This is a genomic window from Polaromonas sp. P1_F8, assembly GCF_056405635.1.
The window spans coordinates 223,385-248,143 of sequence record NZ_JBFUBS010000004.1; the positions used below are offsets into that span (position 1 = coordinate 223,385).

The following is a 24,759-nucleotide window of genomic DNA, read 5'->3' on the forward strand; positions in this document are numbered from 1 at the left end:
GCTTTTTCTCAAGGAAAAAAAGGCCTGAAAGCCTTTATAGACGTGCGCAAGCAGCTCCTGAAAAGATAGCGCTGCTCAGTTCTCGTCGTCGCTGTTGCGGCCGCGACTGCTGCGCCAGATGGCCCGCACCAGCCACAGGCCGCCGGCCATGGCGCCCATAAAACCCACGAACCCGAACGCCGGCAAACCAAACAGCGTGGGGCCGCCCTTGACGGTCATGACGATGGACGAGCCGATGATGAGCGCCGAAATCACCAGGGCCATGGCCAGCCGGTTGGCGGCGCGGTCGAGCTGGTCGCCCACGCGTTTGAGGTGGGCCAGCTCAATGCCTACCTGCACGCGGCCGCGGCGCGCGTTGCGCAGCAGGCGCGTCAAGTCGTGCGGCAGCTGGCCGGCCAGCGCCATCGCGCGGCTCAGCGTTTGCCAGCCGCGGCTGGCAAGTGCCGCGGGCTCGTAACGCGCGCGCACCATTTGCTGCAGCAGCGGCGTGGCTTCGGTGGCCATGTGAAAGCCCGGGTCCAGCCCGCGGCCCATGCCTTCGAGCGAGATGAAGGCCTTGATCAGCAGCGCCAGGTCGGGCGGCAGGCCCAGGTGGTGGTCGCGCAGGATGGCGGTGACGTCGGACAGCATTTGCCCCAGGCTGAGCTGGGCCAGCGGGGTGCTGTGGTACTGGTCGACAAAGGCTTCAATCTCGCCCTCCAGCTGGGAGAGGTTGGTGCCGTGCTCGTCACTCGTCCAGTCGAGCAGCACGTCGGCCACGGCCTGCGGCTGGCGTTCGACCAGGCCCAGCAGCAGTTGCAGCAGCTCTTCGCGCCGCCGCTCGGTCAGGTGGCCGATCATGCCGAAGTCGATAAAGGCGATGCCGTTGCCGGGCAGGTAAAACACGTTGCCGGGGTGCGGGTCTGCGTGGAAAAGGCCGTCTTCCACAATCATCTTCAGCACGGCGTGGGCGCCGCGGCGGGCAAGTTCGCTGCGGTCAAAGCCGGCTTCGGGCGTGAGCTGGTCCAGCGCACTGCCGGGCACTCCGTCGACCAGGTCCTGCACATTGATGCGCAGGCCGGTGTGGGCCCAGTGCACGCGCGGGATCACGATGTAGGGCAGCGACGCCATGTTGAGGGCGATGCGCTCGGCATGGCGGCATTCGGCGGCTAAATCGAGCTCGCGGCGCAGCGACTTGGCGAGCTCGCGCACCAGCTGCCGCGGGTGGTAGGGCTTGAGCGCGGACAGCTCGGCTTCGGCCAGCGAGGCCAGCCGGTCCATCAGGCGCAGGTCGGCGTCGATGACTTCAGTGATGCCGGGGCGGCGGATCTTGACGATGACTTCAGTGCCGTCATGCAGCTGCGCACGGTGCACCTGTGCAATCGAGGCGGCGGCCAGCGGCGTGGTGTCAAAGCGGGCAAAGACAGCCTCGGGCTCACCGCCCAGGTCTTCGCGCAGCTGCGGCAGCAACAGCGCCAGCGGCACGGGCGGAACATGGCTGTGGAGTTTTTCGAACTCGGTGATCCATTCGGGGCCGAACAGGTCGGCGCGGCCGGCAAGTACCTGCCCGAGCTTGACGAAAGTGGGGCCAAGTTCTTCAAGGGCCAGGCGCACCTGCTCGGGCGGGCTGATGCGGGCAAGGTCGGCCACGTGGCCCCAGTGCAGCGCATGGCCGGCACGCTCGAGCTTGTCGGCCAGGCCGAGCCGCCGCACGCTGTCGCCAAAGCCGTGGCGAATCAGCACACCGGCGATTTCCGCCAGGCGTGCCATGTCGCGCGCGGCACCGAAGGTCTCGATCAACATCGAATGATGATAGCCCTGAGTTGTGTTGCCGGGCTTGCCTTTTGTCAATTGCGGGGCAGGCGCCGAGGCGGGTTCCTTGGCGTGCGCTATTTGCGGGCTGCTGCGGCGGAGGCGCCGGTTTTTTCCTTCTTGTCGGGCAGCTCGATCTTCACTTCCAGCACGTCCAGATTGTCCTGCCGCTCCAGGTGCAGCTTGATGTCGTGGGGGTCGATGCGGATGTATTTGGCGATCACGGCGATGAGGTCGCGCTGCAGCGCGGGCAGGTAGTCGGGCTCATGGCCGCGCCCTGTGCGCTCGTGCGCCAGGATGATCTGCAGCCGCTCCTTGGCGACGTTGGCAGTTTTTTTCTTCTCGCCGAGAAAAAAGGACAGGAAGGACGCCATCGTTTTACTTCCCCCCGAACCAGCGCTTGAAGAGGCCGGGTTTTTGCGCGTCGATGAAACGCATGGGCTTGTCTTTGTCGCCGAGGAAACGGTCGACCACGTCCTTGTAGGCTTCGGACACATCGCTGCCGTTCATGTGCACCGCCGGCACGCCCTGGTTGGAGGCCTGCAGCACGGATTCGGATTCGGGGATGACGCCGATGAGCTTGATGCGCAGGATGTCCTGGATGTCTTCCAGCGAGAGCATCTGCCCCTGGTCGACGCGGCCGGGGTTGTAGCGGGTGATGAGCAGGTGTTCCTTGATGGCGTCGCCGCCGTCGATGGCGCGTTTGGTCTTGCTTGAAAGCATGCCGAGGATGCGGTCGGAGTCGCGCACCGAGGAAACCTCGGGGTTGGTGACGATGAGGGCTTCGTCGGCAAAGTGCATGGCCATGAGCGCGCCGGTTTCAATGCCGGCGGGGGAGTCGCAGACGATGTACTCGAAGTCCATCTCGCCCAGGTCTTTGAGCACTTTCTCCACGCCGGCTTTTGTCAGCGCGTCCTTGTCGCGGGTTTGCGAAGCGGCCAGCACAAAGAGGTTGTGGCACTGCTTGTCTTTGATGAGCGCCTGGTTGAGCGTGGCTTCACCCTGTATGACGTTGATGAGGTCGTACACCACGCGGCGCTCGCAGCCCATGATGAGGTCGAGGTTGCGCAGGCCGACGTCGAAGTCGATGACCGCGGTTTTGTGCCCGCGCAAGGCGAGGCCGGTTGCAAAGCTGGCACTGGTGGTGGTTTTGCCCACGCCGCCCTTGCCGGAGGTGACCACAATGATTTTTGCCATCAGATAAAAGTCCTTTTGAAAACGGGAACGGGTATGCCGGGTTTACGCATGGGCGGCATGAAGGCGCGGGAACATAACGCGGCGTGTAGGCCTCGTGCTCAGGCTGCGAGCACGTTCATGACGAGCCGGTCGCCCTCTTGGCCCTCTTCGGCAGGCACTAGCCGCACTTGCGTGGGCTGGCCTGCCAGGCCTTCGGGTAGCGGGTGCTCGGCAGTGCGGTACACGCCGGCAATCGAAATCAGCTCGGCTTCCAGCGCCAGCGAAAAAATGCGTGCCTCGGTGTTGCCGCGCGCGCCGGCCATGGCCTTGCCGCGCAGCGGCGCATACACATGGATGTGGCCGTCGGCAATGACTTCGGCGCCGGCGTTGACCATGGCCAGCACGACCAGGTCTCGGCCACGCGCATACACCTGCTGGCCGGAGCGCAGAGGTTTGTCGACCACCAGGGCGCCCAGCGGAGCGGCGGCGGGCGCGGCCACCAGCACGGGCGGTGCTGGCTGTTGTTGCACCGGTGCTGCCGCAGCGGGGCGGTCAGGCAGCAGGTGGGCGTCGGGCACGGGCAGCAGCCCGGCCTGCAGGGCCGCCGCCATTTGCGCGGGGTTGCCGCCTTTCACGGAAAGCGGCACCAGCTGGTAGCTGCCCAGCAGGGTGATGAGGGCGGGGAAGTCGATGTCGCCCACCGCGCGGCCGCTGCGCGCGGCGGCGGACTGCAGGGGCGAGAGGTCGATCATCAGCGCGTCCTGATCGAAAAAGTCGGGAATGTCGCCAAAACGGGCCTGCAGCTCCTGCGCGAGCGCGACAAGGTCGGTGGACTTGAGCAGCAAAGCCACCAGGGGCAGGTTGGCGCTTTTGATTTCGAAGGTGGCTGGGGTGGTGGCCTGTATGGCAACAGTCATGGGTGGAAAGTCATGGGCAGAAGGACAACGGGCGACCGGTGCGAAAAATGAGGGCGAAGAAAGATGGCCGAGGGTAGCGTGCGAAGGGGCGGATTCGCGCGCACGCTTTGTCGCACTTGTGAGCGTATGAAACGCTGGCCCGTGACTTGTGGCACGCTGGTGGTGGTGTTTGCGTGGCGCGGCAGCCCCGCTTTAAAGCAGCGCCGGCATTGAATGCGCGCGGCCCGTACCCATGTGCAGGGCTCATTACCCTGGACATTTCATGAACTTTCTGCCGCTGGCGCTTGTAACCGCGCTGCTCCATGTTTACATTGGTGCACGCCTTCTCCCCGGGCTGGGGGCGTATCCCGCAGGTCAATGGCTTTTTGCCGCGGTGCTTTTGATGTCGGCCTTCGTCATGCCGCTGGGGCTGATGGCCGGCCGTGTAGCCAAACAGCCTTTGGCCGATGTGCTGACCTGGGCGGGGCTGCTTTTCATGGGCCTGTTTTCGTCGCTGCTGGTGTTGACGGTGGCGCGTGACGCGGCCCTGCTGGTGCTGTGGCTGGCCGATGTCGTGGCGCCCGGCCACCTGCCGCTGGCCTGGCTGCGCACGGTATCGGCCGAGGCAGTGCCGCTGCTGGGCGGGCTGATCACCGTGCTGGGTTTTTTGAATGCACGCCGCACGGCCGCCGTGGTGAAGGTGGATGTGCCCATCAAGGGCCTGCCCGCCGCGCTGCAGGGGTTTACCGTGGCGCAGATCAGCGACATCCATGTGGGGCCGACCATCAAGCAGGCGTATTTGCGCCGCATTGTCGACAAGGTGAATGCGCTGGATGCCGATGTGGTGGCCATCACCGGCGACCTGGTGGACGGCAAGGTGAGCGAACTGGCCTCGCACGTCGCGCCGCTGGCGGAGCTGCAGTCGCGCCACGGCACGTATTTTGTGACGGGCAACCACGAGTACTACTCGGGCGCGCATGCCTGGATCGACGAGCTGCGCCGGCTGGGCCTGACAGTGCTGCTGAACCAGCACGTGGTGATTCGTCCGCCACTTCTTGCTGCGGGCCAGGACGCCACGCCGCTGGTGCTGGCGGGGGTGACCGATTACAGCGCGGGCCACTTTGATGTGGCCCATCGCAGTGACCCCGAGGCGGCTCTGCGTGGTGCGCCGGTGGAAGCGGTGCGCGTGTTGCTGGCGCACCAGCCGCGCAGCGCGGCCGCGGCGGCGAAGGCGGGGTTTGACCTGCAGTTGTCTGGCCATACGCATGGCGGGCAGTTTTATCCGTGGAATCTGTTTGTGCGGTTTCAGCAGCCGTTTACGGCGGGCTTGCACAAGCTGCAGAACCTGTGGGTTTATACGAGCCGCGGGACGGGGTACTGGGGGCCGCCCAAACGGTTTGGGGCGCCTTCGGAGATTACTTTTTTGAGGTTGGTGGTGGGGTGAGGTCTTTGTGGTTTTGTTCGATAGGGACAGGCGCGGGATGCTGCTGAATTGATAGCGATTTCTTTTGGGGTTGTTGTTGATTTTTAGGGCGGGATCTTTGCTGAGGGCGGCTGGCCGGGGGTTGCCCGAAGCGAAGCGTAGGGTCGCAGACAGCAGGGTCGCCTTTTCTTTGGTGACTTTCTTTTGGCGAAGCAAAAGAAAGTTACTTGCATGCCGGGCAACCCCCGGCCAGCAACACTCAGCAAAGTCCGCCCCGCTTGAACAACAACAGCAACTTCGTCTACCCTCCACCCATGCCCCAAACCCTAACCCTCCGCCTGAACCCAGGCGACGACCTGCGAACAGCCCTGGACGCAGCGTTCGCCCAGCTGCAGGCCGAGCAGAACACCCGCGCGGCTTGCGTCATCTCTGCGGTGGGAAGCTTGTCCCGCGCCGTGCTGCGCTATGCGGCTGAGCCGCAGGGAACGGTGCTGGTGGAGCCGCTGGAACTGATCACGCTGTCGGGCACGTTGAGCCCGGACGGCGCGCACCTGCATGCCAGTGTGGCCAACGCGCGGGGAGAGATGTGTGGCGGCCATGTGATGCCGGGTTGCCTTGTGCGGACGACCGCTGAAATTGTGCTGGTGTCGCTGCAGGGCTGGGTGTATGCGCGTGAGCATGACGCGCGGACTGGGTTCAAGGAACTGGTGGCGAAGCCGGCAACGCCCTGGTCGTGAAAGCAAGGGCCGCGTCTGTAGGCCGGCCCTGACAGCCGCGCTGGCGTCATGGCCATGGCGGGCGTGGAGTATAGGCGTAGAGTGGTGTTAACGCATTACCACGCACGCAACCTGCCGGCACCCAGCATCAAGGAGGCATATTCATGTTGAAACAACCACCCTTTTTTTTCGTCGCTTCCGTTGCCCTGCCGGGCGCTGTGCTGGCACTCGCCCTGACGCTTTTCGCAGGGCCGCAGGCGGTAGCGCAGACATCGCAAACCACACAGCCGGCCGCCGCACCCGATGCTGCGACGCCGACGGTGCCCTTGAGGAATCCGCTGAACCGCAACCCGGCACGCCGTGCGTCTGAACCTGAAGCGCCTCCCCCGCCGCCGGATCCGCGTGACTCGACCACCCGCCCGGTGATGCCACCCGGCAACGACGGCCGTGACGCGGTATTGCCCCAGCCAGATGAGCCAACGCGGCCGCCTCTTGCCAGGCCCTGAGGTGGATTTGCTTTCTGTTTATAGCCTGTGAGCGGTACGGTGTGGCATCAAGGATGAATGCCAAATGCCGCCAAAGCCCAGCAAGGACGGGCGCGAGCAGCTATTAAATTGATAGTGACTGGCCGTTGGCGGCCTTGGGCGTGCGCGCCTTGCGGGCACCGGCCGAGCTGCGGTTCTTCCGGTAGTAACGCTGCGGCGAATCTTTCTGCATCATCCGGCGGCGCAGGCGCGCGGGGTGAAAGACCTGTTCGTACTGCGTGAGCCAGCGCTGTTCGCTGGCGTCGGGTGAGGGGGCGGTCTGCCTGTCGGCCGCGGGGCCAAAGCGCAGTGAAGCCGGGGCGTCGGCCGGCTTGTGGCCTGGCCGTGCTTCTTCCGGGGGCAACACCGGCGCAGCATGCCGGCCATGGCCGGAAGCCTGCGGGCCCAGGTAGTCGGACTCGACGCTGCATTCGGGCGTGAGGATGGCCCAGCGCATGTGGGCGAAGCGGCGGGCAAACAGCGGCGCCACGGCTTCAACGATGTGATGTTCCGGCTCGAACCAGGCCACATGCAGCGGGCCGCCTTGCGGGCGGGTTTTAAAGGTGTCGTCCTGCACCGAGTGAAAACGCAGCTGGGCTTTCATTTTCTGCATGTCATGGCGCACCTCTTCGGCCATCTGCCGGGCGAGCGCCATGTCGGCGTCGAGCTGGTTGTGCCGCAGTTCGGGCTCATGCACCAGGCGCCACAGCAGGCGATAGAGCAGGCTGAAGCGCTGCGGGTTGTTGTGCAGGATGACGGCCTGGCACAGGGTGAGAAATTCGGGTGGGACAGTGACGGTGGGTGCGTCGCTGAGCGCGGGGCTCTGCGCCGTGCCGGTGGGCGGCACGCCTTCAGCGGGCGTGGTGCTGCAATGCCAGATGACTTGCCCGGGCAGGATGTTCTGTGCCAGCAGGCCGCGTGCGGCACGGCGAAAGCCCTCGAGGTCCGTCTGCCCCTGCAGCGTGACAGGCAGCATGGCTTGTGGAAAGAGGTCGTTCGTCAGCAGGTCATTCATCACGCCCATGGACACATCCTTTCTTCACGGTTCAAGCACCCATGGTGCGGCGGCGACCACCGCGGCGGGTGTAGGCAAAAGAGCCGTCTTCCTGGGTGCGGGCGGCGCATTGCCAGGACAGAAAGCCCGAATTCACTGTATTAATATACAGTGTTTTGGTGATTCAGGTGTGAAAGCGGGGTGTAAATCCCCAGCCCTTTGTGGCTTTGTCGCCTAAATCAGGCTGAAACCAGCCCAAAAAGGCCTGCTTGACGGCAACAGCGCCAAACCTGCCAAGGTGTGGTTTTGACCCGTGCGGGTCGCCTGTCAGCGCTTTTTGTGGGCCCGCCGCAGCTTTTTGGCGTGGGTTTCCATGGCGAGATAGGCCACAACAGCCACGGTCAGCGGCACCAGGTAATAGATCACGCGGTAAGCCACCAGCGCGGCCAGCAGTTCGTACTGCGGCATCTCGTGCGACAGCAGGGCGACGAACACTGCCTCCAGCACGCCGAGGCCGGCCGGCACATGGGTGATCACGCCGGCAATGGCCGCCAGCAGCAGCACGCTGACGACGGCGGAAAACTCGATGCGGTGCTGCAGCAGGATGAAAATAATGCCCGACATGATGAGCCAGTTGCCGGCGCCCATCAGCAGCTGCAGGCCGGCCAGCCGCACGGAGGGCAACACCACCTCATGGCCGCGCAGCCGCAGCATGCGCCGGCGGGAAAACGCGCAAATGCCGAGGTAGCCCGCGACAACGGCCAGCAGCACCGCACCGATCAGGCGCAGGGCGTTGGTGGTGACAGGCCAGTCCAGGGGCAAGGTGGGCGGCTGCAAGGCAAACACCGCGCCGGCGAGCAGCAGGTAACCCATCCAGTTGGTCAGCATGCTCAGCGACATGATGCGGGTGATGGCGCCGTTGCCCAAGCCCAGGCGTGAATAGAGGCGGTAGCGAAAAGCCACGCCGCCCACGAGGGAGCCGAGGTTGAGGTTGAAGGCGTAGCTGACGAAGGTCACCGCCATCACGGTGGGGGCGCGCAACGGGTGGCGGGTGTAGTGGCGGCCCAGCAGGTCGAAGGTGCTGTAAAGCGTGAAGCTGGCCACGGCTAAAAGCACGGCGCCCCAGGCGGCGGTGAGGGGGTAGTCCTCCAGCGCGGTGAGGACCTGGGACCATTCAATCTTGCGGGCCTGCGAGAACAGCAGGCTGGCGATGAGCAGAAAGAACGCGGCGGTGGCACCGTGCCTGAGCCATGGCCACCAGGCCTTTTTCTTCGGCGCGGCGGGCTGGGCCTTGCCGTGCCGCTCGGGCGGGCGGGGAGGATGGGGCGTGGGCAAGGTGCGGCTTTCGGCCATCACGCGCTCAAATGGGTTTGGCCTGGCGCTGTTGGGGCTCGCGCGATTCGGGCATGGCCACTTCGGCGGGCGTGATGCGCGGCGCGTGCGCCGGCAGCCAGCCGGCCCAGGCGGGGTAGCGGCGCAGCAGGTGAAAGACAAAGTAGCTACGCAGCGTGCGCCACCAGGTGGGCTTCACCAGGTCCTGGCGGCCTATCTGTTTGCAGCTGTGCTGCATCAGGTGGTCCAGCCGCGAACCCAGGTCGTTGTTGAAGGTGCGGTCGCGGATCATGACGTTGGCCTCGAGGTTGAGCGCCAGGCTCAGCGGGTCCAGGTTGCTGGAGCCCACAGTGGCCCATTCGTCGTCGATCACGGCCACCTTGCCGTGCAGGGGCCGGTCGCAGTATTCGTAGATGCGCACACCCGCGTCCAGCAGGTGGTGGTAGAGCATGCTGGCGGCGGTCTTGACGATCGCCATGTCGGGCTCGCCCTGCAGAATGAGGTGCACGTCCACACCGCGCCGCGCTGCGTGGCGCATTTCCCTGAGCAGCCGGTAACCGGGAAAGAAATACGCGTTGGCGATCACGACACGCTGGCGCGCCGTGCGGATGGCGGCCCGGTAGTGGCGCTCGATGTCGTTGGTGTGTTTGCGGTTGTCGCGCGTGACAAAAAGCGCCGCGGCGTCGCCCGCCGGCGCGGGCACGTCGTCCCTGCGCCATGTGCCGGCCACGGAACGGGCGCGTTCGGAAAAACGTTCACGCAAGCCGGCAGGCGCTTCGCCGCTGGCGCCGGCATTGCGCTGGCCCGCCGCCAGGGCCCTGCGCACAAAGCTGTGGATGTCGGCCACGAGGGGACCTTCGATCTCTACGGCATAGTCCTGCTTGGCTTGCGGGCCGAAGTCGGCCAGGTGGTCCGCCGAATAGTTGATGCCGCCGACGAAAGCACGTTCGCCGTCGACGACCACAATCTTGCGGTGCATGCGGCGAAACAGGTTGGTGCGCCAGCCCCACAGCCTGGGCCCCGGGTCAAACACATGCACGCGCACGCCGGCCCGCGTCAGGGTGGAAATAAATTCAGGTGACAGGTCCGGAGAGCCGTAGCCGTCAATCGTCAGGTCGATCTGCACGCCGCGCCGCGCCGCCTGGTGCAGGGCCGCGTGCAGCTCTTCACCGACCTTGTCTTCAAACAGGATGAAGGTTTCCACCACCACCTCGCGTTTGGCCGCGGCAATGCACTCAAAGACGCGCGGGAAAAACTCCTCGCCGTTTTCAAGCAGCTGGAACTGGTTGCCGCTTACCCACCTCGACATAAATTCTCCTTGGCCGCAGAAGAAGGTGCTTTGCGGATTCCAGGCCAGCAGGGGCCGCGGAACCGGCTTTGCCGGGCCGCAGGCGCAGCGGCCCCCTCGGGGGGCAGCGAAGTACACGAAGTGACGAGCGTGGGGGCCATGTTTCTAGAGCTCGATTTCTGCCGCAAGGGGCGCGTGATCTGACAGGTGTGACCAGGGCCGCAGAGGCAGCACCACCGGTGCGTGGCCGATAGCGTTGCGCACATAGATGCGGTCCAGTCGCAGCAGGGGCAGGCGTGCGGGAAAGGTGCGCGCCGCCTTGCCGTTGGCCTGCACAAACACCTCATGCAGCTCTGCGCCTTTTTCCAGCCGGGCATGGGCGCGGTGCCGCCAGTCGTTGAAGTCCCCGGCCACCACGACGGGCGCGTGCGCCGGAATGTTGTTGCGCACCAGTTCGCACAGCATGTCCATCTGCTGCTCGCGGTGCGCTTCCATGAGGCCCAGGTGCACGCAGACGGCGTGCACGTTCACGCTGCGGCCGGGTATCTGCAGTTCGCAATGCAGCAGCCCGCGGCGTTCGGGCCCGCTGATGGAGACGTCGAGGTTTTCAAAACGCACGATGGGGAACTTGGACAGCACGGCATTGCCATGGTGCCCGTTGGTGTAGACCGCGTTGCGGCCGTAGGCGAACTGCGGCCAGATGGTGTCGGCCAGGAATTCGTAGTGCGGGGTTTCCGGGTAGTTGTCGAACTTGTCCTGGTGCTTGACGTGGTTGCCCGTCACTTCCTGCAAAAACACCACGTCCGCCCCGACGCCGCGAACGGCTTCGCGCAGCTCGGGCAGGATGAATTTGCGGTTGAAAAAGGTGAAGCCCTTGTGGATGTTGACCGTGAGCACCTTGAACGAGAACGACGAGTCGGCGCTGACTGCTGCAAGCGCCGTCTGCGTGTCGGCCTCGACGGCTTCCATATCGATCGGCGTGACGGCTTCGGGAGAGCGGGTGGGCACGGCGACAGACAGGGCGTCGGGACCGCGGCGCGAAGCTGAAGAAGGCGATGGCGAAGGGGATTCGGGTGTGGAAGTCGGCATAGGAAAGATAAGCGAGTAGGCCCAGACAGGCAGGCGGAAAGGGCGCAGGACAGGCCTTGGCACCCATTGTTATTCTGCGCCCGGGGTGTGACTGTAGGACAGTAACTTATTTGCGGCAGGGCGCTGCGCATGCAAGCCTTGGGACGCGCCTTTGGCCACAGCCCGCGGGCGCAGTGTCCTACATGGCACGGGGGGCCTCTCCGATAAGGCAGGCGGGCCCGGCCCGCTAGATTGAATTCAACGTTAGCCCGATGAAGTGGCAGGCGTGTTTTTTCAACCCAGCCTACGAGCACAACTCAAGGAACTACTCCCATGTTCAAAACCCCCTCTTCCATGAAGACTCTCTCCCTGGCCGCTGCAATGACGGCCGCAATGATGTTCGGCGCAGCCGCACACGCGCAGACTGATCCAACGGGCAAACCGAGCGACAGCTCGGGCGCGGTTTCCACCGGTGCAACCGCCAAAACGCCTGAGCAGCGCGACGCCGCCAAATCCGAAAAACAGGCGGCGAAATCCGACAAGAAGCAGGCCAAGGCCGCCAAACGCGCTGCACGCAAGAGCAAAGCCGCCACTGCAGGCGCTGCCCCCACGGATTCGGGCGGTACCAGCAAGTAAGGCCAGGCTCTGCCTTGGCGCCATGACAGTTTCGGGGTGAAGGCGCGCTGACGCGTTGCCATCTCCCTTTTTGAAGGAGTTTGATATGTCCAAATACTTTATGCGTTCCATTCCTGCGGCCGCTGCGTTGACCGCAGCCGCGTTGTTCGGCTCTGCCGGCGCCTTTGCACAGGGCCTCGGTGTGGGCGTCGGCACCGGTGTAGGGGTCGGCGTCTCGGCCGGCCAGAACACCAATATCGACGCCGGTGTTCGCGCGAATGCCGCGGCAGGCACTAGCTCGGACTCCAGCGGGCCCTCCTCGGGATCTTCCAGCGGCAGGCTCGGTGCCGGCGCCAATGTCTCCGGCTCGGCCCAGGGTGATACCTCCGCAGGCAGCAGGGCCTCCGCTGCGGTGGACAACACCGCCCGCAGCACCGGACGGGCTGTAGCCCGCACCGGCAACGCCGTGAAGAGCGGCGCCAAGCGCACCTACAACAAGCTGGATAACGCGGCGGGCAGTGCCCGTGTCCAGGGCAGTGTTCAGGGTGATGCGGCCGTTGGTGGCACTTCGAAGTAAGGCAAGTAAGGCACGGGTGTAATCGCCTGACGATTGCACCTTGCAAAGCCGGGCACAGGTTTCTACCTGCCCCGGCTTTTTTCACGCCTGCGTTATTTGGGCCGGGGTTTGCGCAATCCTTTATCGGGCTGGGACAGCCTGCCGGCCCGGAGTTCCGTGACGGCGGTGGCAACCGCGCTGGCCACGTTGCGCACTTCTTCCAACAAGGCCTTTTCCACGTCCAGCGTGTCGTGGCTGGTGGCATAGGGCTCGTAGTAGCCGATGTAGCGGTCCAGCCGGGCCTGGCTGCCGGCATCGATCAGGCCCATCCAGTCGAGCCAGTCGCACAGGCTGCGGCGCGCGCCTTCGATCCCGGCCACGTCGCCGTGCACCACGACGCCATACGCACGGCCTGCCAGGTGCTTGGGATAGTCCCAGCCTTTCATCTCCAGCGCCTTGGCTTCCTCGGGTTTTTTGCCGTGGGTGGTGGTGGGGTCGGGGTTGCCGCCGTCGGCACACACCAGGCGGTCGATCATGAGCTTGAGCGGGCTGGGTGACTGGTACCAGTAGACGGGCGTGAGGATGATGACGGCGTGCGCAGCCGTCCAGCGCTCGTAGATCTCGGCCATCCAGTCGCTGGTTTGCCCCAATGAATGGTTGGGGTAGCAGCTGCAGGGCCAGTGGCACAGCGGCATGGCGGTAGAGACGCAGCCTTTGCAGGGGTGGATATTGAGGTGGTAGCTGGAAGTGAGCAGGCTGAGGTCCAGCACATCGGGATGCATGCCTGCCTCCTGGAGCGTGGTCTTCGCGGTATTGAGCAGGCGCCAGGTCTTGGAGATTTCACCGGGGCAGGTGCCGTCGTTGCGGGCGGAGCCGCACACCAGCAACACGCGTGAGGGTGTGGCCGGGTCTTTCCAGGCCGCCTGCGCTTTGGCCAGGCGTTCGCGGGTTTCCAGCCATTCGACGGACAGGTCGTAGCCGGGGTCGGAGAACTCCTCGCCGGCCTTGCGCGTGTGGGGTGCCTTGCGGCCTTCCTGGTAGGCGTCCCAGGCCACGCTTTCGATCCGGGCCAGGGCTTCGTCTTCCTGCCGGAATGCCGGGTCGACAAAAGATTGCATGAAGCGTTCGTGGAACGCGTCGCGTGAGAGGGCGGCCGGTGCCTGGCCTTTGCGTACCGTGGTCATCTGCCGAGTCTAGTGACGCTGCATGGCCTGAACGGGCGGTTTCGACGCCGTCCTACGCAGGCTTTCGGTACCGTCCGGCGCGTGGAAATTTTGATGAGATTGGCGGTTGAGGCATAGATGACGGGCGCAAGCAGCTATTAAATTAGTAGCGTATGCGGGGTGCGGATTGGCCAAAAAAAGCCCGCACGCAGCCGTTGAGGCTGCCGTGCGGGCCTGACGCCGCTTCAGTTCAGCGTGTCGCCGTCAGGGCTCAACCCTTTTGCGGGGCGGGGCCCTGGCCGCGAGGACCGCCATGGCGCATGCCGTGCTTTTTGTGCTCGGCATCAAAGGTTTTTTGCTGCTCGGGTGTGAGCGCCGCGTAGAAGGTCTTGGTGGCTTCGCCGCGCTTGTCCATCGCCGTGTTCATCTCGGCCATGCGCTGGGTGCGCATTTCCTTCATCTTGTCGATGCGCTGGGGCGTGGTCAGCTTGTCGAACTCGGCGCGTTGCTCCGGCGTGGGGCGTGCACCGTGTGCGGGCGGTTGCATGGAAGCGGTGTAAGCGGTCCATGCGCCTTCCTGGGCGGGCGTGAGCTTGAGTTTGGCTTTGAGCTCGGCCTGGTGCTTGGCGATCATGGCCTGCATCTTGGCGGGGTCGCGGTGGCCCATGCGGCCTTCGTGGGGGCCGGCAGGCTTGCCAGCGGCAGCAGGAGCGGTCGCAGGTGCTTGCGCCATGGCGCCGGCGCCTACGGTGGCCAGCAGGCCGGCCAGCACGAGGCTGTTCAGGGAAGCAGTGCGGTTGAATGCGAATTTCATGGGGAACTTCCTTTCAGGAGAAGATGCCTGAGTTTCCATCGAGTCGTGACATACGGCTTCTGGCATCAGGTTGAAAGCAAGTGTGCGGGCCGTCTGTTTCCCTGCCGTTGCCGGGCGATGACGGTATGTAAAGTTTGGTGAAAGCCTGGTGGTGGTTACGGGGCAAGGACGTAAATATTGCCGGAGGCCGTTTTGCGGACGGCCGTGCCTCACGGCCAGGGCTTGCGGGTATGCTGTGTGCCTCAACGTCTTACCCGCCCGCCGATCAAATGAGTTTTTTGTCTGAACTGAAGAAGCACGCCACGGAACTGCAAAGCCGGCAACTCGGTGTGCAGCAAGACCTGGGCACCAACACGCAAAACTGCGAATTCGCATGCAAGATGGCGCGCAAATACCTGCAGGAATTGTGCGCGCAGCTCAATGTGATCAGACCGCCGGCTCCCGGCGACTACAGCTTGAATGGGAAACAGCTGTTCCCGCCGCTTGCGCTGGCAAACCTTCGGTGCGACGCCCGTACCAAGATGCTGAGAAACGCAGAAGCGATTGACTACATCGGCATGGGATGGGATCTGCTTCCGGCCAAGGGAAGTGTGGCCGTCCATAGCGTGACAGTGAACTTCCCGCCGGATCTTGAACGGGTGACGAGCCGCCTGTCTATCGGCAAGGTACCGCATGAGCGCAAGGAGCAGCGCCATCCGGAAACCAACAAACTGTTGGCCTATGTGTTCGAGTATGAAACGCAGACACGGGGTTTTATCACGGTCACGCCGGACCACGACCGTGGCGAAATTGCCTTCCGGATCAGCAATGTGGGCGGCTTTGGTATGGAAAACACGACCTACCCCGCGGCACAGGTTACGCCGGGCCTGATGGACGAATTGGCCAAAAAACTGGTTGGGCAGGCGAGCCGCTTTGGGTAACTGGCCCCTGGTTTTTGTCTCCCCGCCGGTTAAGGTGCTATTGACCACGGTCAATTGCCATTACCGTCCGGCCTGCCTACAATAGCGCCAGCTTGTCGGGGTGCCAAGGATGTTTCCGTAAGGAGGCTTTCGAGGCTGAGATCGCAGTATGCGAGACCCGCTGAACCTGATCGGGATTATCCCCGCGTAGGGAACAACGCAATTGGCTCCGGAACTCCGCAGCGGCACATCCCGTGCCACCGATGGACCCCCGGCTCCCCAGCAGGCACCCCACCTCTGGAATTCAGGAGAACAAAGCCATGGCCAAAACCCGTCTCACCGTTGACACCCAAGACCTCACCAGTCGCATCACGCGCGCGCCTTTTCCGGGCTCCGCAAAAATCTATATTGAAGGCTCGCGCCCCGACATTCGCGTGCCTTTTCGCGAAGTTACGCTGACAGACACACTGGTGCACGAAGGCGCCGGTGAGCCGCGCCGCGAGGCCAACCCGCCGCTGCGTTTGTATGACGCCTCAGGTGTCTACACCGACCCGGCCTCGCCGATCGACATCACGCGCGGCCTGCCGCCGCTGCGCGGCGCCTGGATCAACGAGCGCCAGGACACCGAAGCCCTGCCCGGCATCAGCAGCGCCTACGGCCGTGAGCGCCTGAACGACCCGGCCCTGGCCGCGCTGCGCATGGCACATGCGCCCGTGCCGCGCCGCGCCAAGGCGGGCGCCAATGTGTCGCAAATGCATTACGCCCGCAAAGGCATCATCACCCCCGAGATGGAATACATCGCGGTGCGCGAAAACCTGGTGCGCGCGCAGCTGGCCGAGCGGCTGGCCACTGAACGCATGCCAAAAAAAGGGCATTCCTTCAACGCCGCGATTCCGGAGCAGATCACGGCCGAATTTGTGCGTGACGAAGTGGCGCGCGGCCGTGCCGTGATTCCGAACAACATCAACCACCCCGAGAGCGAGCCGATGATCATCGGCCGCAACTTCCTGATCAAGGTCAATGCCAACATCGGCAACTCGGCCGTTACGTCGAGCATTGAGGAGGAAGTCGACAAGCTGGTCTGGTCGATCCGATGGGGCGCAGACACCGTGATGGACCTCTCGACGGGCGAGAACATCCATGAAACGCGCGAATGGATTTTGCGCAACTCACCGGTGCCCATCGGCACGGTGCCGATTTACCAGGCGCTGGAAAAAGTCAACGGCAAGGCCGAAGACCTGACCTGGGAAATCTTCCGCGACACGCTGATCGAGCAGGCGGAGCAGGGGGTTGATTACTTCACCATCCACGCCGGTGTGCGCCTGGCCTATGTGCCGCTCACGGCCAACCGCCTGACGGGTATCGTTTCGCGCGGCGGCTCCATCATGGCCAAGTGGTGCCTCTCGCATCACAAGGAAAGCTTTTTGTACGAACGCTTTGACGAGATCTGCGAGATCATGAAGGCGTATGACGTCTGCTTCTCGCTGGGCGACGGACTGCGCCCGGGTTCGATCGCCGACGCGAACGACGAAGCGCAGTTTGCCGAGCTGCACACGCTGGGCGAGCTCACGCAGATCGCCTGGAAGCATGATGTGCAGGTGATGATCGAAGGCCCCGGCCACGTGCCGCTGCAGCTGGTGAAAGAAAACGTCGACAAGCAGCTTGAAGCTTGTTTTGAAGCGCCTTTCTACACACTGGGCCCGCTGATCACCGACATCTCGCCGGGTTATGACCACATCTCTTCGGCCATGGGCGCGGCCAACATCGGCTGGTACGGCACGGCCATGCTGTGCTACGTGACGCCGAAAGAACACCTGGGCCTGCCCAACCGCGACGACGTGAAGCAGGGCCTGATCGCCTACAAGATCGCCGCGCATGCGGGCGACCTGGCCAAGGGCTACCCGGGCGCGCAGATGTGGGACAACGCGGTGTCCAAGGCGCGCTTTGAGTTCCGCTGGGAAGACCAGTTCCGCCTGGCGATCGACCCCGACACAGCCATGGCTTACCACGACGAAACGCTGCCCAAAGAGAACGCCAAGGTGGCGCATTTCTGCTCGATGTGCGGGCCGAAGTTCTGCTCGATGAAAATCTCGCAGGAGGTGCGCGAGTTTGCGCGGCTTAACCCGGCCAGCACCACGCTGGCGCCGGCAGCCACGACAATTCCCATCAAGCAGATCGCCACCGGCTTTGAGGAAAAGGCCAAGGAGTTCCGCGAAGGCGGGAGCGAGATCTATTCCTGAGTTGTTTCGGAGCCGTCCCTGAGATGAGCACTTTGCACATCGGCATTGCGGGCGCAGGCCTGGCCGGCCGCACGCTGGCCTGGCGACTGCTGCGTGCCGGCTGCCGCGTCAGCCTGTTCGATGCGCGGGCGCGTGATGACCTGGCCACAGCCTCGATGACGGCGGCGGCCATGCTGTCGCCGCTGGCGGAACTGGCGGTGTCGGACGAGGCCGTGTTTGCCCTGGGCCAGCGCTCCATGCAGCTGTGGCCGGAGTGGATTGCCGAGCTGGAGGCTGAAGGTTTGCCTGTGTATTTCCGGCGCGAAGGTACGCTGGTGGTGGCCCATGCGCCCGACCAGAGTTCGCTGGAACATTTCACCCGCCTGCTGATGCACAAGCTGCCTGATGCATCCCGTGCGCAGGTGCAGGCACTCGACGCCGCTGCGCTGGGCCGTGCCGAGCCGGCACTTGCCGGGCGCTTTGGCGGCGGCTTGCTGCTGGAGGGCGAAGGCCAGCTGGCCAATGACCAGTGGATGGCCGCGCTGGCGGTGGAGATCGACAGGCTGGGCGGCACCTGGCTCGAAGGCCAGGCAGTCAACGCTGTGGAAGAGGGCCGCATTGTCTGCGCCGGGCAAAGCCATGGCGTGGATGTTGCGGTGGACGCACGCGGTGTGGGTGCGAAGGAAGGCTGGCCACAGCTGCGCGGCGTGCGCGGCGAGGTGCTGACGGTGGAATGCGCCGGCGTGACGTTGCAGCGCCCGGTGCGCCTGATGCATCCGCGCTACCAGCTGTATGTGGCGCCGCGGCCCGGCCACCGTTTTGTCGTCGGCGCGACCGAGCTGGAATCGGAAGACAGCGGGCCGGTGACCTTGCGCTCCACACTCGAGCTCGCCAGCGCGCTGCACAGCCTGCACCCGGCTTTTGGCGAGGCCAGGGTGCTGCGCCTGGCGGCTGCACTGCGGCCTGCGCTGGACGACCACCGGCCGGCGATTGCGCTGCGCAACGGTGTCTGGCACATCAATGGCCTGTACCGTCATGGGTATCTGTGCGCGCCCGCGCTGGTGGATGGGCTTGTCCATAAACTCCTGAGTACGGAGAATGAATGACATGACGACGACAACATTGGAAATATCGTTGAATGGTGAACGCATGGAAACCGATGCGCCGACACTGCAGGCATTGCTGCAGGCGCGGGGCTACGACTTCAAGAGCGCCTTTGCCTGCGCCATCAACAATGGGTTTGTGCCGCGGCCTCAGTGGCCTGAGCGCGCGCTACAGGATGGTGATCGCATCGATGTGGTGACCCCGATTACAGGGGGCTGAGTAATGGAACACCCCCTTCGTCGGTTCACTTCGTGTAACCTCCTTCCCCCCTTGCAGGGGGCGACGCTGGCGGCCTGGCAAAGCCAGTTCCGCGGCGTCTGCTGGCACGTACCGCATCGTTGGAGCAATTGATATGACTATGCCCGAGGCCTCTTCGATTGCCCATGGCCAGCCCCTGACGGTCGGTGGCAAGACTTTGTCCAGCCGCTTCTTCCTTGGCACCTCGCATTACCCCTCGCCGCAGGTGATGAGCGATGCGGTGCGTGCCAGCGGGTGCGAAGTGCTGACGGTGGGCTTGCGCCGCCTGCAGCCCGAAAGCGGCGGCGGCAACAGTTTCTGGCAACGCATCCAGGCGCTGGGCTGCCACATCCTGCCCAATACGGCGGGCTGCCACAGCGCGGAAGAGGCCATCACGCTGGCGCAGATGGCGCGCGAGATTTTCGGCACGACCTGGATCAAGCTGGAGGTGATCGGCGATGACTACACCTTGCAACCCGACACGCATGCCACCCTGCACGCTGCGACCGTGCTGGCCAAAGACGGGTTTGCCGTGTTTGCCTACACGACGGATGACCTGGTGATTGCCCAGCGCCTGCGCGACGCGGGCTGCGCCGCCGTGATGCCCTGGGCCGCGCCCATTGGCACGGGCCGCGGGCCGTTGAACCCGTATGCGCTGGAGACCATGCGCCGCCGCCTGCCCGATGCGGTGCTGGTGGTCGATGCCGGCATCGGCCGGCCTTCGCACGCCGCTGCCGTGATGGAGCTGGGCTTTGATGCCGTGCTGCTGAACACCGCGGTGGCGCAGGCCGGCGACCCGGTGCGTATGGCGCGCGCCTTTGCCGACGGCGTGGCTGCCGGCCGCGCGGCGTATGAATCGACCCCCATGCCGGAGCGGGCTGCCGCGCAGGCCTCTACGCCGACGGTTGGCGTACCCTTCTGGCACGCACCCTGACTGGACTTCCGATGAAAACACCCGCCTTTGCCCCATTGACCGGCCCGATTGGTTTTTACCCCGTGGTGCCCAACGCAGCCTGGGTCAAACGCCTGCTGGGCTGGGGCGTGCGCACTGTCCAGCTGCGCATCAAGGCGGCGGACCATACGCCAGCGGAGATTTCCGCCGAAGTGCAGGCGGCGATTGCTGCCGGGCGCGGCGTCAAGGGCGCGCAGGTTTTTATCAACGACCACTGGAAGCTGGCGCTGGATTTCGGCGCCTACGGGGTGCACCTGGGCCAGGAAGACCTGGACACGGCCAACCTGGATGCGTTGCGCACCGGCGGCGTGCGGCTGGGCCTGAGCACCCACACGCCGGCTGAACTGGCGCGCGCGCATGCGGTGCAGCCGTCTTACCTCGCCATCGGCCCTGTCTACCCGACGACGCTCAAGGTCATGCCTTATGAGCCGGTGGGGCTGGAGCAGCTGCGCGACTGGGCCTTGCGGGCGTCGCCCTACCCGGTGGTGGCGATCGGCGGCATCTCGCTGGACCGCATCGCCGGCGTGATGGCGTGTGGCGTGGGCGGTGTGGCTGTGGTGAGCGCCGTGACGCTGGCCGCCGACCCGCAGGAAGCCGCGCTGCACGGCCTGCGCCTGGCGGCACCGAACCGGGCCTAGATCGGTTTCATGGATGAAAAGGCCCGTTCAGGCAATCTGAACGGGCGCAAGCAGCTATTAATTTGATAGCGTTGGATAGTCTGTGTAGCCCTTTTCGCGGCCACCGTAGAACGTGGCTTTGTCCGGCGTGTTGAGCGGTGCGCCAGCGCGCAGCCGCTCCACCAGGTCCGGGTTGGCGATGTAGGGTTTGCCGAAGGCGACCAGGTCGGCGCCGTTGGCGACAGCTTTTTCAGCCAGCACCTGGTCGTAGCCGTTGTTGACCATCCAGGCGCCCTTGCCACCGGCCTGACGGTAGGCGGCCTTGAGTGCCTTGTAGTCGAACGGACGGTCGTCGATTTCGCGCGGGCCGCCGGTGGCGCCTTCGATGATGTGGATGTAGGCGAGATTGAGTGTGGCAAGCTGCTTGACCACGTAGTCAAACAGCGGCTGCGGGTTGCTGTCATGCACGTCGTTGGCGGGCGTGACGGGCGACAGGCGGATGCCGGTTTTGCCGCCGCCTACCGCGTCCGTGACAGCTCGCGTGATTTCCAGCAGCAGGCGGGCGCGGTTTTCGATGCTGCCGCCGTAGTCGTCGGTGCGCTTGTTGCTGCCGTCTTTGAGGAACTGGTCGAGCAGGTAGCCGTTGGCACCGTGGATCTCGACGCCGTCAAAACCGGCCGTCTCGACAGCATTGCGCGCCGCCGCGGCAAAGGTATGCACGATGCCCGGGATTTCAGCTGCCGTGAGCGCGCGCGGTTCAGAGGTTTCAACAAAGGTCGGCACGCCGTCCTCGATCAACACCGTCTTGGTCTTGGCGGTGATGGCCGAAGGCGCGACCGGCTTGCCGCCCTCAGGCTGCAGCTTGGTATGCGAGACGCGGCCCACATGCCAGAGCTGCACAACGATCTTGCCCCCCTTGGCATGTACTGCACGGGTCACTTCCTTCCAGGCGTCAAGCTGCTCGCTGCCGTACAGCCCCGGGACGTCGGCATAGCCCTGGCCCTGATGGCTGACGGCCGTGGCCTCGGTGATCAGCAGCCCGGCGCTGGCGCGCTGGCCGTAATAAATCTGCGCGATGTCGGTCGGGATGGCGTTGGGTGATCGGTTGCGCGTGAGCGGCGCCATCACGATGCGGTTGGCAAGGGCCAGGTCACCGGCTTTGTTGGAGTCGAATAGGGTGGGCATGGTTGGTCCTGAAGGTCAAAAGCTGCGGAAATGAAAACAGGGCCAGTTTGGCCCTGTTTGTATTGGCCCGCCGAACACGGGTTGCTCGTTTCATGCTATTGACCGTCCCCACAAGGACACGCTTTAGTCCCGCCCCCGATTCCGATCGCCCCTTGTGGATGCGCCGAGGAGCGGAGGTTCAGACGGATCAGGGCAAAAACTTGTTTGAGCGAAGCGAGTTGTTTTTGACCCCGGCTGGACCGAGCACCGCAGGTTGCCCCGGAGCGAAGCGCAGGGGACGCAGGAACCAGGGTCGCCTTTTCTTTGCTTACTTTCTTTTGGCGAAGCATCCCGAAACGCAGCAATGTTCGCAAACCCCGAAATATCCACCCCAACCCGAGGCGCCCAATTGGTAACCGTAAACAGATAAGGATCAGCCACGCTGAAGGCATCGCCCATCAGGTACTGCTTGCCGGCGAGCTGGCTGTCCACCCACTTGAGGCGCGACAGCAGCTTGTCGATGACGATGGTCTTGTAGTCGGCCGGTGTGGCGGCATTGAACAGCGGGCTGAAGCCCTTGTGCAGTTCGGTGCCGACAAAAGTCAGCCAGGACTGCAGCTTGTAGCGCTCCAGCGTGCCGTTGGCCGGGGCCAGCTTTTTCGCGGGCACCAGGTCGGCGATGTACTGCACGATGGCCGGGCCTTCGGCGATGCGTGTGCCGTCGTCCAGCTCCAGCAGGGGAACATAACCCAGCGGGTTGATGGTGTAGTAGTCGGTGCCGTCTTCCAGCTGGTGGGTTTTGGTGGGCGCCAGCACATGCTCGAACTTCAGGCCCGACTCGTGCAGCGTGATGTGGGGTGACAGGGAGCAGGCGCCGGGGGAGTAGTAAAGTTTCATGGTGTCTTGTCCTTTGTGGGGTAGCGAAGTGTGGCGGGAATGTCGCACAGCCCCTCATGCTAGCCGGAACAGCGGATTATTGCTGGCCGGCGCGCCACAATAGCCGCATGGCAAAACTTTTCAAATGGCTGGTGTTCCTGGCCCTCGGCTTGATGGTGCTTCTGGCCGTGGTGGCCTACACCTTGCACCGCTGGGTCAGCACGGACGACTTCCGCCAGCGCGTTGAGCGGGAGGCGTCGGCCGCGCTGGGCGTTCCCCTGACCCTGGACCGGGTGGCGGTGGACATCTGGCCTTTGCCCGCTGTGGCGCTGAGCGGTATTTCCGTGCAAAGCAAGCCGCCGCTGACGCTGGAGCGCGTGGAAGTGCGGCCCGAATGGCGCCCGCTGTTGCAGGGGCGCCTGGAAGTGGCGACCTTGCTGGTGCGCCGGGCGGTGTTACCGCAGCAGGGCATTGATGCGCTGCTCCTGTTGCTGCAAAAGAAGAAGCAGGCGGTGCCTGTCAAAGCGGGCGCGCCGGCGGCTGCAGCCAACACGGGCCCGGAAATGAGCCGGCTTGACTGGTTGCCGCGCCGCACGGTGCTGGACGATGTCACTTGGGTGAACACCACCGGCGCACGCACCACGGTCAAGGGCGAGGCCAGCCTGGGCGCCGACGGCCTGCCGGAGAACGCGTCGCTCAAATTGACAGAAGGCAACCTTCAGGGCCTGGAAGCAACGCTGCAACGCGTGGAAGCACAAGCCGGCGAGGCCGGCGGTGCCGCCCAGTGGGACTTGCTTGTGAAGGTGGGCGGCGGCAAGCTGGAAGGCCGCCTGGGCCTGCAGCGCGGTTTTGTGGCGGCCGCAGCAGCAACGGCAGCTGCCAAGCCGGGCGCGAAGGCGCCGCCGGTGGCGCGTTCGGCGGAAGAACTGGTGCTGCAGGGCCAGTTGAAAACCAGCGGTGTCGAGGTGTCCGCGCTGACGGCGCCCGCCAAGGCCCTGACCGGCCAGCTTGACGCCACGACCACGCTCAATGCGCGCGCCGCCACCACGGCTGCGCTGGTGGATGCGCTGCAGAGCCACACCACCTTCACGGTGCGCGATGCGGTGGTGAACGGCCTGGACCTGGCCAAGGCGGTCAAAACGGTGGGGCTGAGCCGTGGTGGCCAGACCCGGCTGGATACATTGGCCGGGCAGGTCAGCACCCTGGGGCGGTCAGCGCAATTGACCAACCTGGTGGCGAGCTCCGGTGCCTTGAGCGCCACCGGCAATGTGGCGGTCTCGTCCGCCAAGGCCCTGAGCGGGCAGGTCAGTGTGACCCTGGCCGGCGACAGCAAGATCGGCAGTGCCATTGGTAGCGCTGTGGGTGTGCCGCTGGTGGTGGGCGGTACGCTGGACAACCCGGAAGTCACGCTGTCGCGTGCGGCGCTGCTGGGGGCCGCCATCGGCACCGTGCTGTTGCCTGGCGTGGGTACCGGGGCCGGTGCTGGTGTGGGCGAAAAGGTCGGTAAAAGCCTGCGCGGCATCTTTGGCAAATAAGCTGACGCCTTCCCGGTTGGTGCGTCAATGAGCGCTTACTTGCTCCTAAAGCCTTGGCTGTTCTGAAGTTGCGCTGAGCTGCGCCCTTGTCCTACAGGTCCATGCGGGCGCTGCTGATTCGGAAAATCGCCGCCTGCTTTTAGCATCGGCTTATGGGTCATGGGCTGCGTTGACTCACCTTGACTTCACACTTTGATGCCCATGACGTGCGTAACGCCGTAACGCCTCATCCTGCGCATTCGCGCAAGAGGCCACTTTCTGGAGGCCATCATGCTCAAGTACGCGATTATTTTTGCGCTGATTTCATTGGTTGCCGCTGCCCTCGGTTTCGGTGGTGTGGCAGCGGGCGCAGCAGGCATTGCCAAAATCCTGTTCGGCCTGTTCCTGATCCTCGCGGTTATCTTCATCGTGCTGGCTGCGCTGGGTGTAGGCGCTGCAAAGAAAGCGCTGAAGTAGATGGCTGCGAGTACCGACATGCCGGCCAGCACCATGGCCGCGCGGTTCCGGCAGCGGCTGTTCCACCCGTGGCGACAGCCGGGCAATGAGGCTGCGCGCTTGCCTGCGCCTTCTGCCGGTGTGGCGCCCAAACGGCCGCTGGGTTTCCAGGCCAGCATTGCCGAGTTTTTACTGATCAACCGCCTGCGTGCGCGCCGGCCGGCGGCGCCGTCTGCCGATGTGCTGGAGCGCGCGGCCCGCATTGTGTTTGTGACCTGCAAAAACTGGTTTGCACCGGCCGAGAACCGGGAAGTCAGCCACCGCACACGTCTCTGACTGCGCGGCCGCCTGACGCACATCCCTGC

25 protein-coding genes, 1 pseudogene and 1 riboswitch are annotated in these 24,759 nt (G+C 64.5%); of the genes and pseudogenes, 14 read left to right on the forward strand and 12 right to left on the reverse strand.

From position 1 onward, the window contains the following. Window positions 1-75: 75 nt before the first annotated feature. From AC1D1J_RS15945 to minC, 4 genes are all read right to left on the reverse strand, one after another. On the reverse strand, window positions 76-1,782 hold the full coding sequence (locus tag AC1D1J_RS15945) for an ABC1 kinase family protein (RefSeq protein WP_457281880.1): 1,707 nt from the start codon (window positions 1,780-1,782) through the stop codon (window positions 76-78). 86 nt (window positions 1,783-1,868) lie between these two features. Then, window positions 1,869-2,165, reverse strand: coding sequence for a cell division topological specificity factor MinE (gene minE / locus AC1D1J_RS15950; RefSeq protein ID WP_457281879.1), 297 nt, complete (start codon window positions 2,163-2,165; stop codon window positions 1,869-1,871). Between the two features lie 4 nt (window positions 2,166-2,169). Next, window positions 2,170-2,988 (reverse strand): septum site-determining protein MinD, encoded by an 819-nt coding sequence (gene minD, locus AC1D1J_RS15955; RefSeq protein ID WP_348046637.1) that lies wholly within the window; start codon window positions 2,986-2,988, stop codon window positions 2,170-2,172. Between the two features lie 98 nt (window positions 2,989-3,086). Next, entirely contained in the window at window positions 3,087-3,884 is a 798-nt protein-coding gene (gene minC / locus AC1D1J_RS15960) for a septum site-determining protein MinC (RefSeq protein WP_477695210.1), read from the reverse strand. 262 nt (window positions 3,885-4,146) lie between these two features. On the opposite strand from minC, the gene AC1D1J_RS15965 reads away from it, so the two are divergent. From AC1D1J_RS15965 to AC1D1J_RS15975, 3 genes are all read left to right on the forward strand, one after another. Continuing rightward, window positions 4,147-5,307: a metallophosphoesterase gene (locus tag AC1D1J_RS15965; protein WP_477695211.1), complete on the forward strand. Its 1,161-nt coding sequence runs from the start codon at window positions 4,147-4,149 to the stop codon at window positions 5,305-5,307. A gap of 293 nt (window positions 5,308-5,600) precedes the next feature. Continuing rightward, window positions 5,601-6,023 (forward strand): PPC domain-containing DNA-binding protein, encoded by a 423-nt coding sequence (locus AC1D1J_RS15970; protein WP_477695212.1) that lies wholly within the window; start codon window positions 5,601-5,603, stop codon window positions 6,021-6,023. A gap of 143 nt (window positions 6,024-6,166) precedes the next feature. Further along, window positions 6,167-6,508: a hypothetical protein gene (locus AC1D1J_RS15975; RefSeq protein WP_477695213.1), complete on the forward strand. Its 342-nt coding sequence runs from the start codon at window positions 6,167-6,169 to the stop codon at window positions 6,506-6,508. A gap of 103 nt (window positions 6,509-6,611) precedes the next feature. On the opposite strand, the gene AC1D1J_RS15980 is transcribed toward AC1D1J_RS15975, so the two are convergent. From AC1D1J_RS15980 to AC1D1J_RS15995, 4 genes are all read right to left on the reverse strand, one after another. Continuing rightward, complete coding sequence (locus AC1D1J_RS15980) at window positions 6,612-7,550, reverse strand: TIGR03915 family putative DNA repair protein (RefSeq protein WP_477695214.1); 939 nt, start codon at window positions 7,548-7,550, stop codon at window positions 6,612-6,614. A 297-nt stretch (window positions 7,551-7,847) separates the two neighbouring features. After that, window positions 7,848-8,873: a lysylphosphatidylglycerol synthase domain-containing protein gene (locus AC1D1J_RS15985; protein WP_477695215.1), complete on the reverse strand. Its 1,026-nt coding sequence runs from the start codon at window positions 8,871-8,873 to the stop codon at window positions 7,848-7,850. 7 nt (window positions 8,874-8,880) lie between these two features. Next, a complete protein-coding gene (clsB, locus tag AC1D1J_RS15990) occupies window positions 8,881-10,161 on the reverse strand; it encodes a cardiolipin synthase ClsB (RefSeq protein ID WP_477695216.1) in 1,281 nt (426 codons plus the stop codon). A gap of 144 nt (window positions 10,162-10,305) precedes the next feature. After that, on the reverse strand, window positions 10,306-11,109 hold the full coding sequence (locus AC1D1J_RS15995) for an endonuclease/exonuclease/phosphatase family protein (protein WP_477695368.1): 804 nt from the start codon (window positions 11,107-11,109) through the stop codon (window positions 10,306-10,308). Window positions 11,110-11,541: 432 nt separating this feature from the next. On the opposite strand from AC1D1J_RS15995, the gene AC1D1J_RS16000 reads away from it, so the two are divergent. Both AC1D1J_RS16000 and AC1D1J_RS16005 read left to right on the forward strand, forming a co-directional pair. Next, the gene (locus AC1D1J_RS16000) at window positions 11,542-11,844 is read left to right on the forward strand and encodes a hypothetical protein (protein WP_477695217.1); all 303 of its coding nucleotides are present in this window, start codon (window positions 11,542-11,544) and stop codon (window positions 11,842-11,844) included. Window positions 11,845-11,929: 85 nt separating this feature from the next. Further along, the gene (locus tag AC1D1J_RS16005) at window positions 11,930-12,400 is read left to right on the forward strand and encodes a hypothetical protein (RefSeq protein WP_477687622.1); all 471 of its coding nucleotides are present in this window, start codon (window positions 11,930-11,932) and stop codon (window positions 12,398-12,400) included. Window positions 12,401-12,492: 92 nt separating this feature from the next. Here the strand turns inward: AC1D1J_RS16005 and AC1D1J_RS16010 are convergent, their stop codons facing one another. Continuing rightward, window positions 12,493-13,563, reverse strand: coding sequence for a flavodoxin family protein (locus tag AC1D1J_RS16010; protein ID WP_477687623.1), 1,071 nt, complete (start codon window positions 13,561-13,563; stop codon window positions 12,493-12,495). Between the two features lie 250 nt (window positions 13,564-13,813). After that, the gene (locus AC1D1J_RS16015; protein ID WP_477687624.1) at window positions 13,814-14,356 is read right to left on the reverse strand and encodes a Spy/CpxP family protein refolding chaperone; all 543 of its coding nucleotides are present in this window, start codon (window positions 14,354-14,356) and stop codon (window positions 13,814-13,816) included. Window positions 14,357-14,625: 269 nt separating this feature from the next. On the opposite strand from AC1D1J_RS16015, the gene AC1D1J_RS16020 reads away from it, so the two are divergent. The 6 genes from AC1D1J_RS16020 (at window position 14,626) to thiE (ending at window position 20,405) form a co-directional block, all read left to right on the forward strand. Then, window positions 14,626-15,276 carry a hypothetical protein gene (locus AC1D1J_RS16020; RefSeq protein WP_477695218.1) on the forward strand — a complete coding sequence of 217 codons (651 nt, stop codon included), beginning with the start codon at window positions 14,626-14,628 and terminating at the stop codon, window positions 15,274-15,276. Window positions 15,277-15,362: 86 nt separating this feature from the next. Beyond that, a riboswitch (TPP riboswitch) is annotated at window positions 15,363-15,486 on the forward strand. 89 nt (window positions 15,487-15,575) lie between these two features. Beyond that, window positions 15,576-17,495 (forward strand): phosphomethylpyrimidine synthase ThiC, encoded by a 1,920-nt coding sequence (gene thiC / locus AC1D1J_RS16025; protein WP_477647020.1) that lies wholly within the window; start codon window positions 15,576-15,578, stop codon window positions 17,493-17,495. 23 nt (window positions 17,496-17,518) lie between these two features. After that, a complete protein-coding gene (gene thiO / locus AC1D1J_RS16030; RefSeq protein WP_477695219.1) occupies window positions 17,519-18,580 on the forward strand; it encodes a glycine oxidase ThiO in 1,062 nt (353 codons plus the stop codon). A 1-nt stretch (window position 18,581) separates the two neighbouring features. Then, window positions 18,582-18,797, forward strand: coding sequence for a sulfur carrier protein ThiS (thiS, locus tag AC1D1J_RS16035; RefSeq protein WP_457281865.1), 216 nt, complete (start codon window positions 18,582-18,584; stop codon window positions 18,795-18,797). Window positions 18,798-18,930: 133 nt separating this feature from the next. After that, window positions 18,931-19,749 (forward strand): thiazole synthase, encoded by an 819-nt coding sequence (locus tag AC1D1J_RS16040; RefSeq protein ID WP_477695220.1) that lies wholly within the window; start codon window positions 18,931-18,933, stop codon window positions 19,747-19,749. Between the two features lie 11 nt (window positions 19,750-19,760). Beyond that, window positions 19,761-20,405 carry a thiamine phosphate synthase gene (gene thiE, locus AC1D1J_RS16045; protein ID WP_477695221.1) on the forward strand — a complete coding sequence of 215 codons (645 nt, stop codon included), beginning with the start codon at window positions 19,761-19,763 and terminating at the stop codon, window positions 20,403-20,405. A 57-nt stretch (window positions 20,406-20,462) separates the two neighbouring features. Here the strand turns inward: thiE and AC1D1J_RS16050 are convergent, their stop codons facing one another. Then, window positions 20,463-21,569: an alkene reductase gene (locus tag AC1D1J_RS16050; RefSeq protein ID WP_477687629.1), complete on the reverse strand. Its 1,107-nt coding sequence runs from the start codon at window positions 21,567-21,569 to the stop codon at window positions 20,463-20,465. A 327-nt stretch (window positions 21,570-21,896) separates the two neighbouring features. Further along, a pseudogene (gene gstA / locus AC1D1J_RS16055) lies at window positions 21,897-22,445 on the reverse strand (glutathione transferase GstA); the annotation flags it as partial. 107 nt (window positions 22,446-22,552) lie between these two features. Here gstA and AC1D1J_RS16060 point away from each other — a divergent pair. From AC1D1J_RS16060 to AC1D1J_RS16070, 3 genes are all read left to right on the forward strand, one after another. Next, window positions 22,553-23,959, forward strand: a complete 1,407-nt coding sequence (locus AC1D1J_RS16060; protein ID WP_477695222.1) for an AsmA family protein — start codon at window positions 22,553-22,555, stop codon at window positions 23,957-23,959. A 270-nt stretch (window positions 23,960-24,229) separates the two neighbouring features. Beyond that, window positions 24,230-24,415, forward strand: a complete 186-nt coding sequence (locus tag AC1D1J_RS16065) for a DUF1328 family protein (RefSeq protein ID WP_457281859.1) — start codon at window positions 24,230-24,232, stop codon at window positions 24,413-24,415. Beyond that, window positions 24,416-24,730 carry a hypothetical protein gene (locus AC1D1J_RS16070; protein ID WP_477695223.1) on the forward strand — a complete coding sequence of 105 codons (315 nt, stop codon included), beginning with the start codon at window positions 24,416-24,418 and terminating at the stop codon, window positions 24,728-24,730. The last annotated feature ends 29 nt before the right edge of the window (window positions 24,731-24,759 follow it).

Coding starts and splice junctions, on each gene's coding strand:
- AC1D1J_RS15945 (WP_457281880.1), bottom strand. CDS start 1,782: ATGTTGATCGAGACCTTCGGTGCCGCGCGCGACATGGCACGCCTGGCG.
- minE (WP_457281879.1), bottom strand. CDS start 2,165: ATGGCGTCCTTCCTGTCCTTTTTTCTCGGCGAGAAGAAAAAAACTGCC.
- minD (WP_348046637.1), bottom strand. CDS start 2,988: ATGGCAAAAATCATTGTGGTCACCTCCGGCAAGGGCGGCGTGGGCAAA.
- minC (WP_477695210.1), bottom strand. CDS start 3,884: ATGACTGTTGCCATACAGGCCACCACCCCAGCCACCTTCGAAATCAAA.
- AC1D1J_RS15965 (WP_477695211.1), top strand. CDS start 4,147: ATGAACTTTCTGCCGCTGGCGCTTGTAACCGCGCTGCTCCATGTTTAC.
- AC1D1J_RS15970 (WP_477695212.1), top strand. CDS start 5,601: ATGCCCCAAACCCTAACCCTCCGCCTGAACCCAGGCGACGACCTGCGA.
- AC1D1J_RS15975 (WP_477695213.1), top strand. CDS start 6,167: ATGTTGAAACAACCACCCTTTTTTTTCGTCGCTTCCGTTGCCCTGCCG.
- AC1D1J_RS15980 (WP_477695214.1), bottom strand. CDS start 7,550: ATGGGCGTGATGAATGACCTGCTGACGAACGACCTCTTTCCACAAGCC.
- AC1D1J_RS15985 (WP_477695215.1), bottom strand. CDS start 8,873: ATGGCCGAAAGCCGCACCTTGCCCACGCCCCATCCTCCCCGCCCGCCC.
- clsB (WP_477695216.1), bottom strand. CDS start 10,161: ATGTCGAGGTGGGTAAGCGGCAACCAGTTCCAGCTGCTTGAAAACGGC.
- AC1D1J_RS15995 (WP_477695368.1), bottom strand. CDS start 11,109: ATGGAAGCCGTCGAGGCCGACACGCAGACGGCGCTTGCAGCAGTCAGC.
- AC1D1J_RS16000 (WP_477695217.1), top strand. CDS start 11,542: ATGTTCAAAACCCCCTCTTCCATGAAGACTCTCTCCCTGGCCGCTGCA.
- AC1D1J_RS16005 (WP_477687622.1), top strand. CDS start 11,930: ATGTCCAAATACTTTATGCGTTCCATTCCTGCGGCCGCTGCGTTGACC.
- AC1D1J_RS16010 (WP_477687623.1), bottom strand. CDS start 13,563: ATGACCACGGTACGCAAAGGCCAGGCACCGGCCGCCCTCTCACGCGAC.
- AC1D1J_RS16015 (WP_477687624.1), bottom strand. CDS start 14,356: ATGAAATTCGCATTCAACCGCACTGCTTCCCTGAACAGCCTCGTGCTG.
- AC1D1J_RS16020 (WP_477695218.1), top strand. CDS start 14,626: ATGAGTTTTTTGTCTGAACTGAAGAAGCACGCCACGGAACTGCAAAGC.
- thiC (WP_477647020.1), top strand. CDS start 15,576: ATGGCCAAAACCCGTCTCACCGTTGACACCCAAGACCTCACCAGTCGC.
- thiO (WP_477695219.1), top strand. CDS start 17,519: ATGAGCACTTTGCACATCGGCATTGCGGGCGCAGGCCTGGCCGGCCGC.
- thiS (WP_457281865.1), top strand. CDS start 18,582: ATGACGACGACAACATTGGAAATATCGTTGAATGGTGAACGCATGGAA.
- AC1D1J_RS16040 (WP_477695220.1), top strand. CDS start 18,931: ATGACTATGCCCGAGGCCTCTTCGATTGCCCATGGCCAGCCCCTGACG.
- thiE (WP_477695221.1), top strand. CDS start 19,761: ATGAAAACACCCGCCTTTGCCCCATTGACCGGCCCGATTGGTTTTTAC.
- AC1D1J_RS16050 (WP_477687629.1), bottom strand. CDS start 21,569: ATGCCCACCCTATTCGACTCCAACAAAGCCGGTGACCTGGCCCTTGCC.
- AC1D1J_RS16060 (WP_477695222.1), top strand. CDS start 22,553: ATGGCAAAACTTTTCAAATGGCTGGTGTTCCTGGCCCTCGGCTTGATG.
- AC1D1J_RS16065 (WP_457281859.1), top strand. CDS start 24,230: ATGCTCAAGTACGCGATTATTTTTGCGCTGATTTCATTGGTTGCCGCT.
- AC1D1J_RS16070 (WP_477695223.1), top strand. CDS start 24,416: ATGGCTGCGAGTACCGACATGCCGGCCAGCACCATGGCCGCGCGGTTC.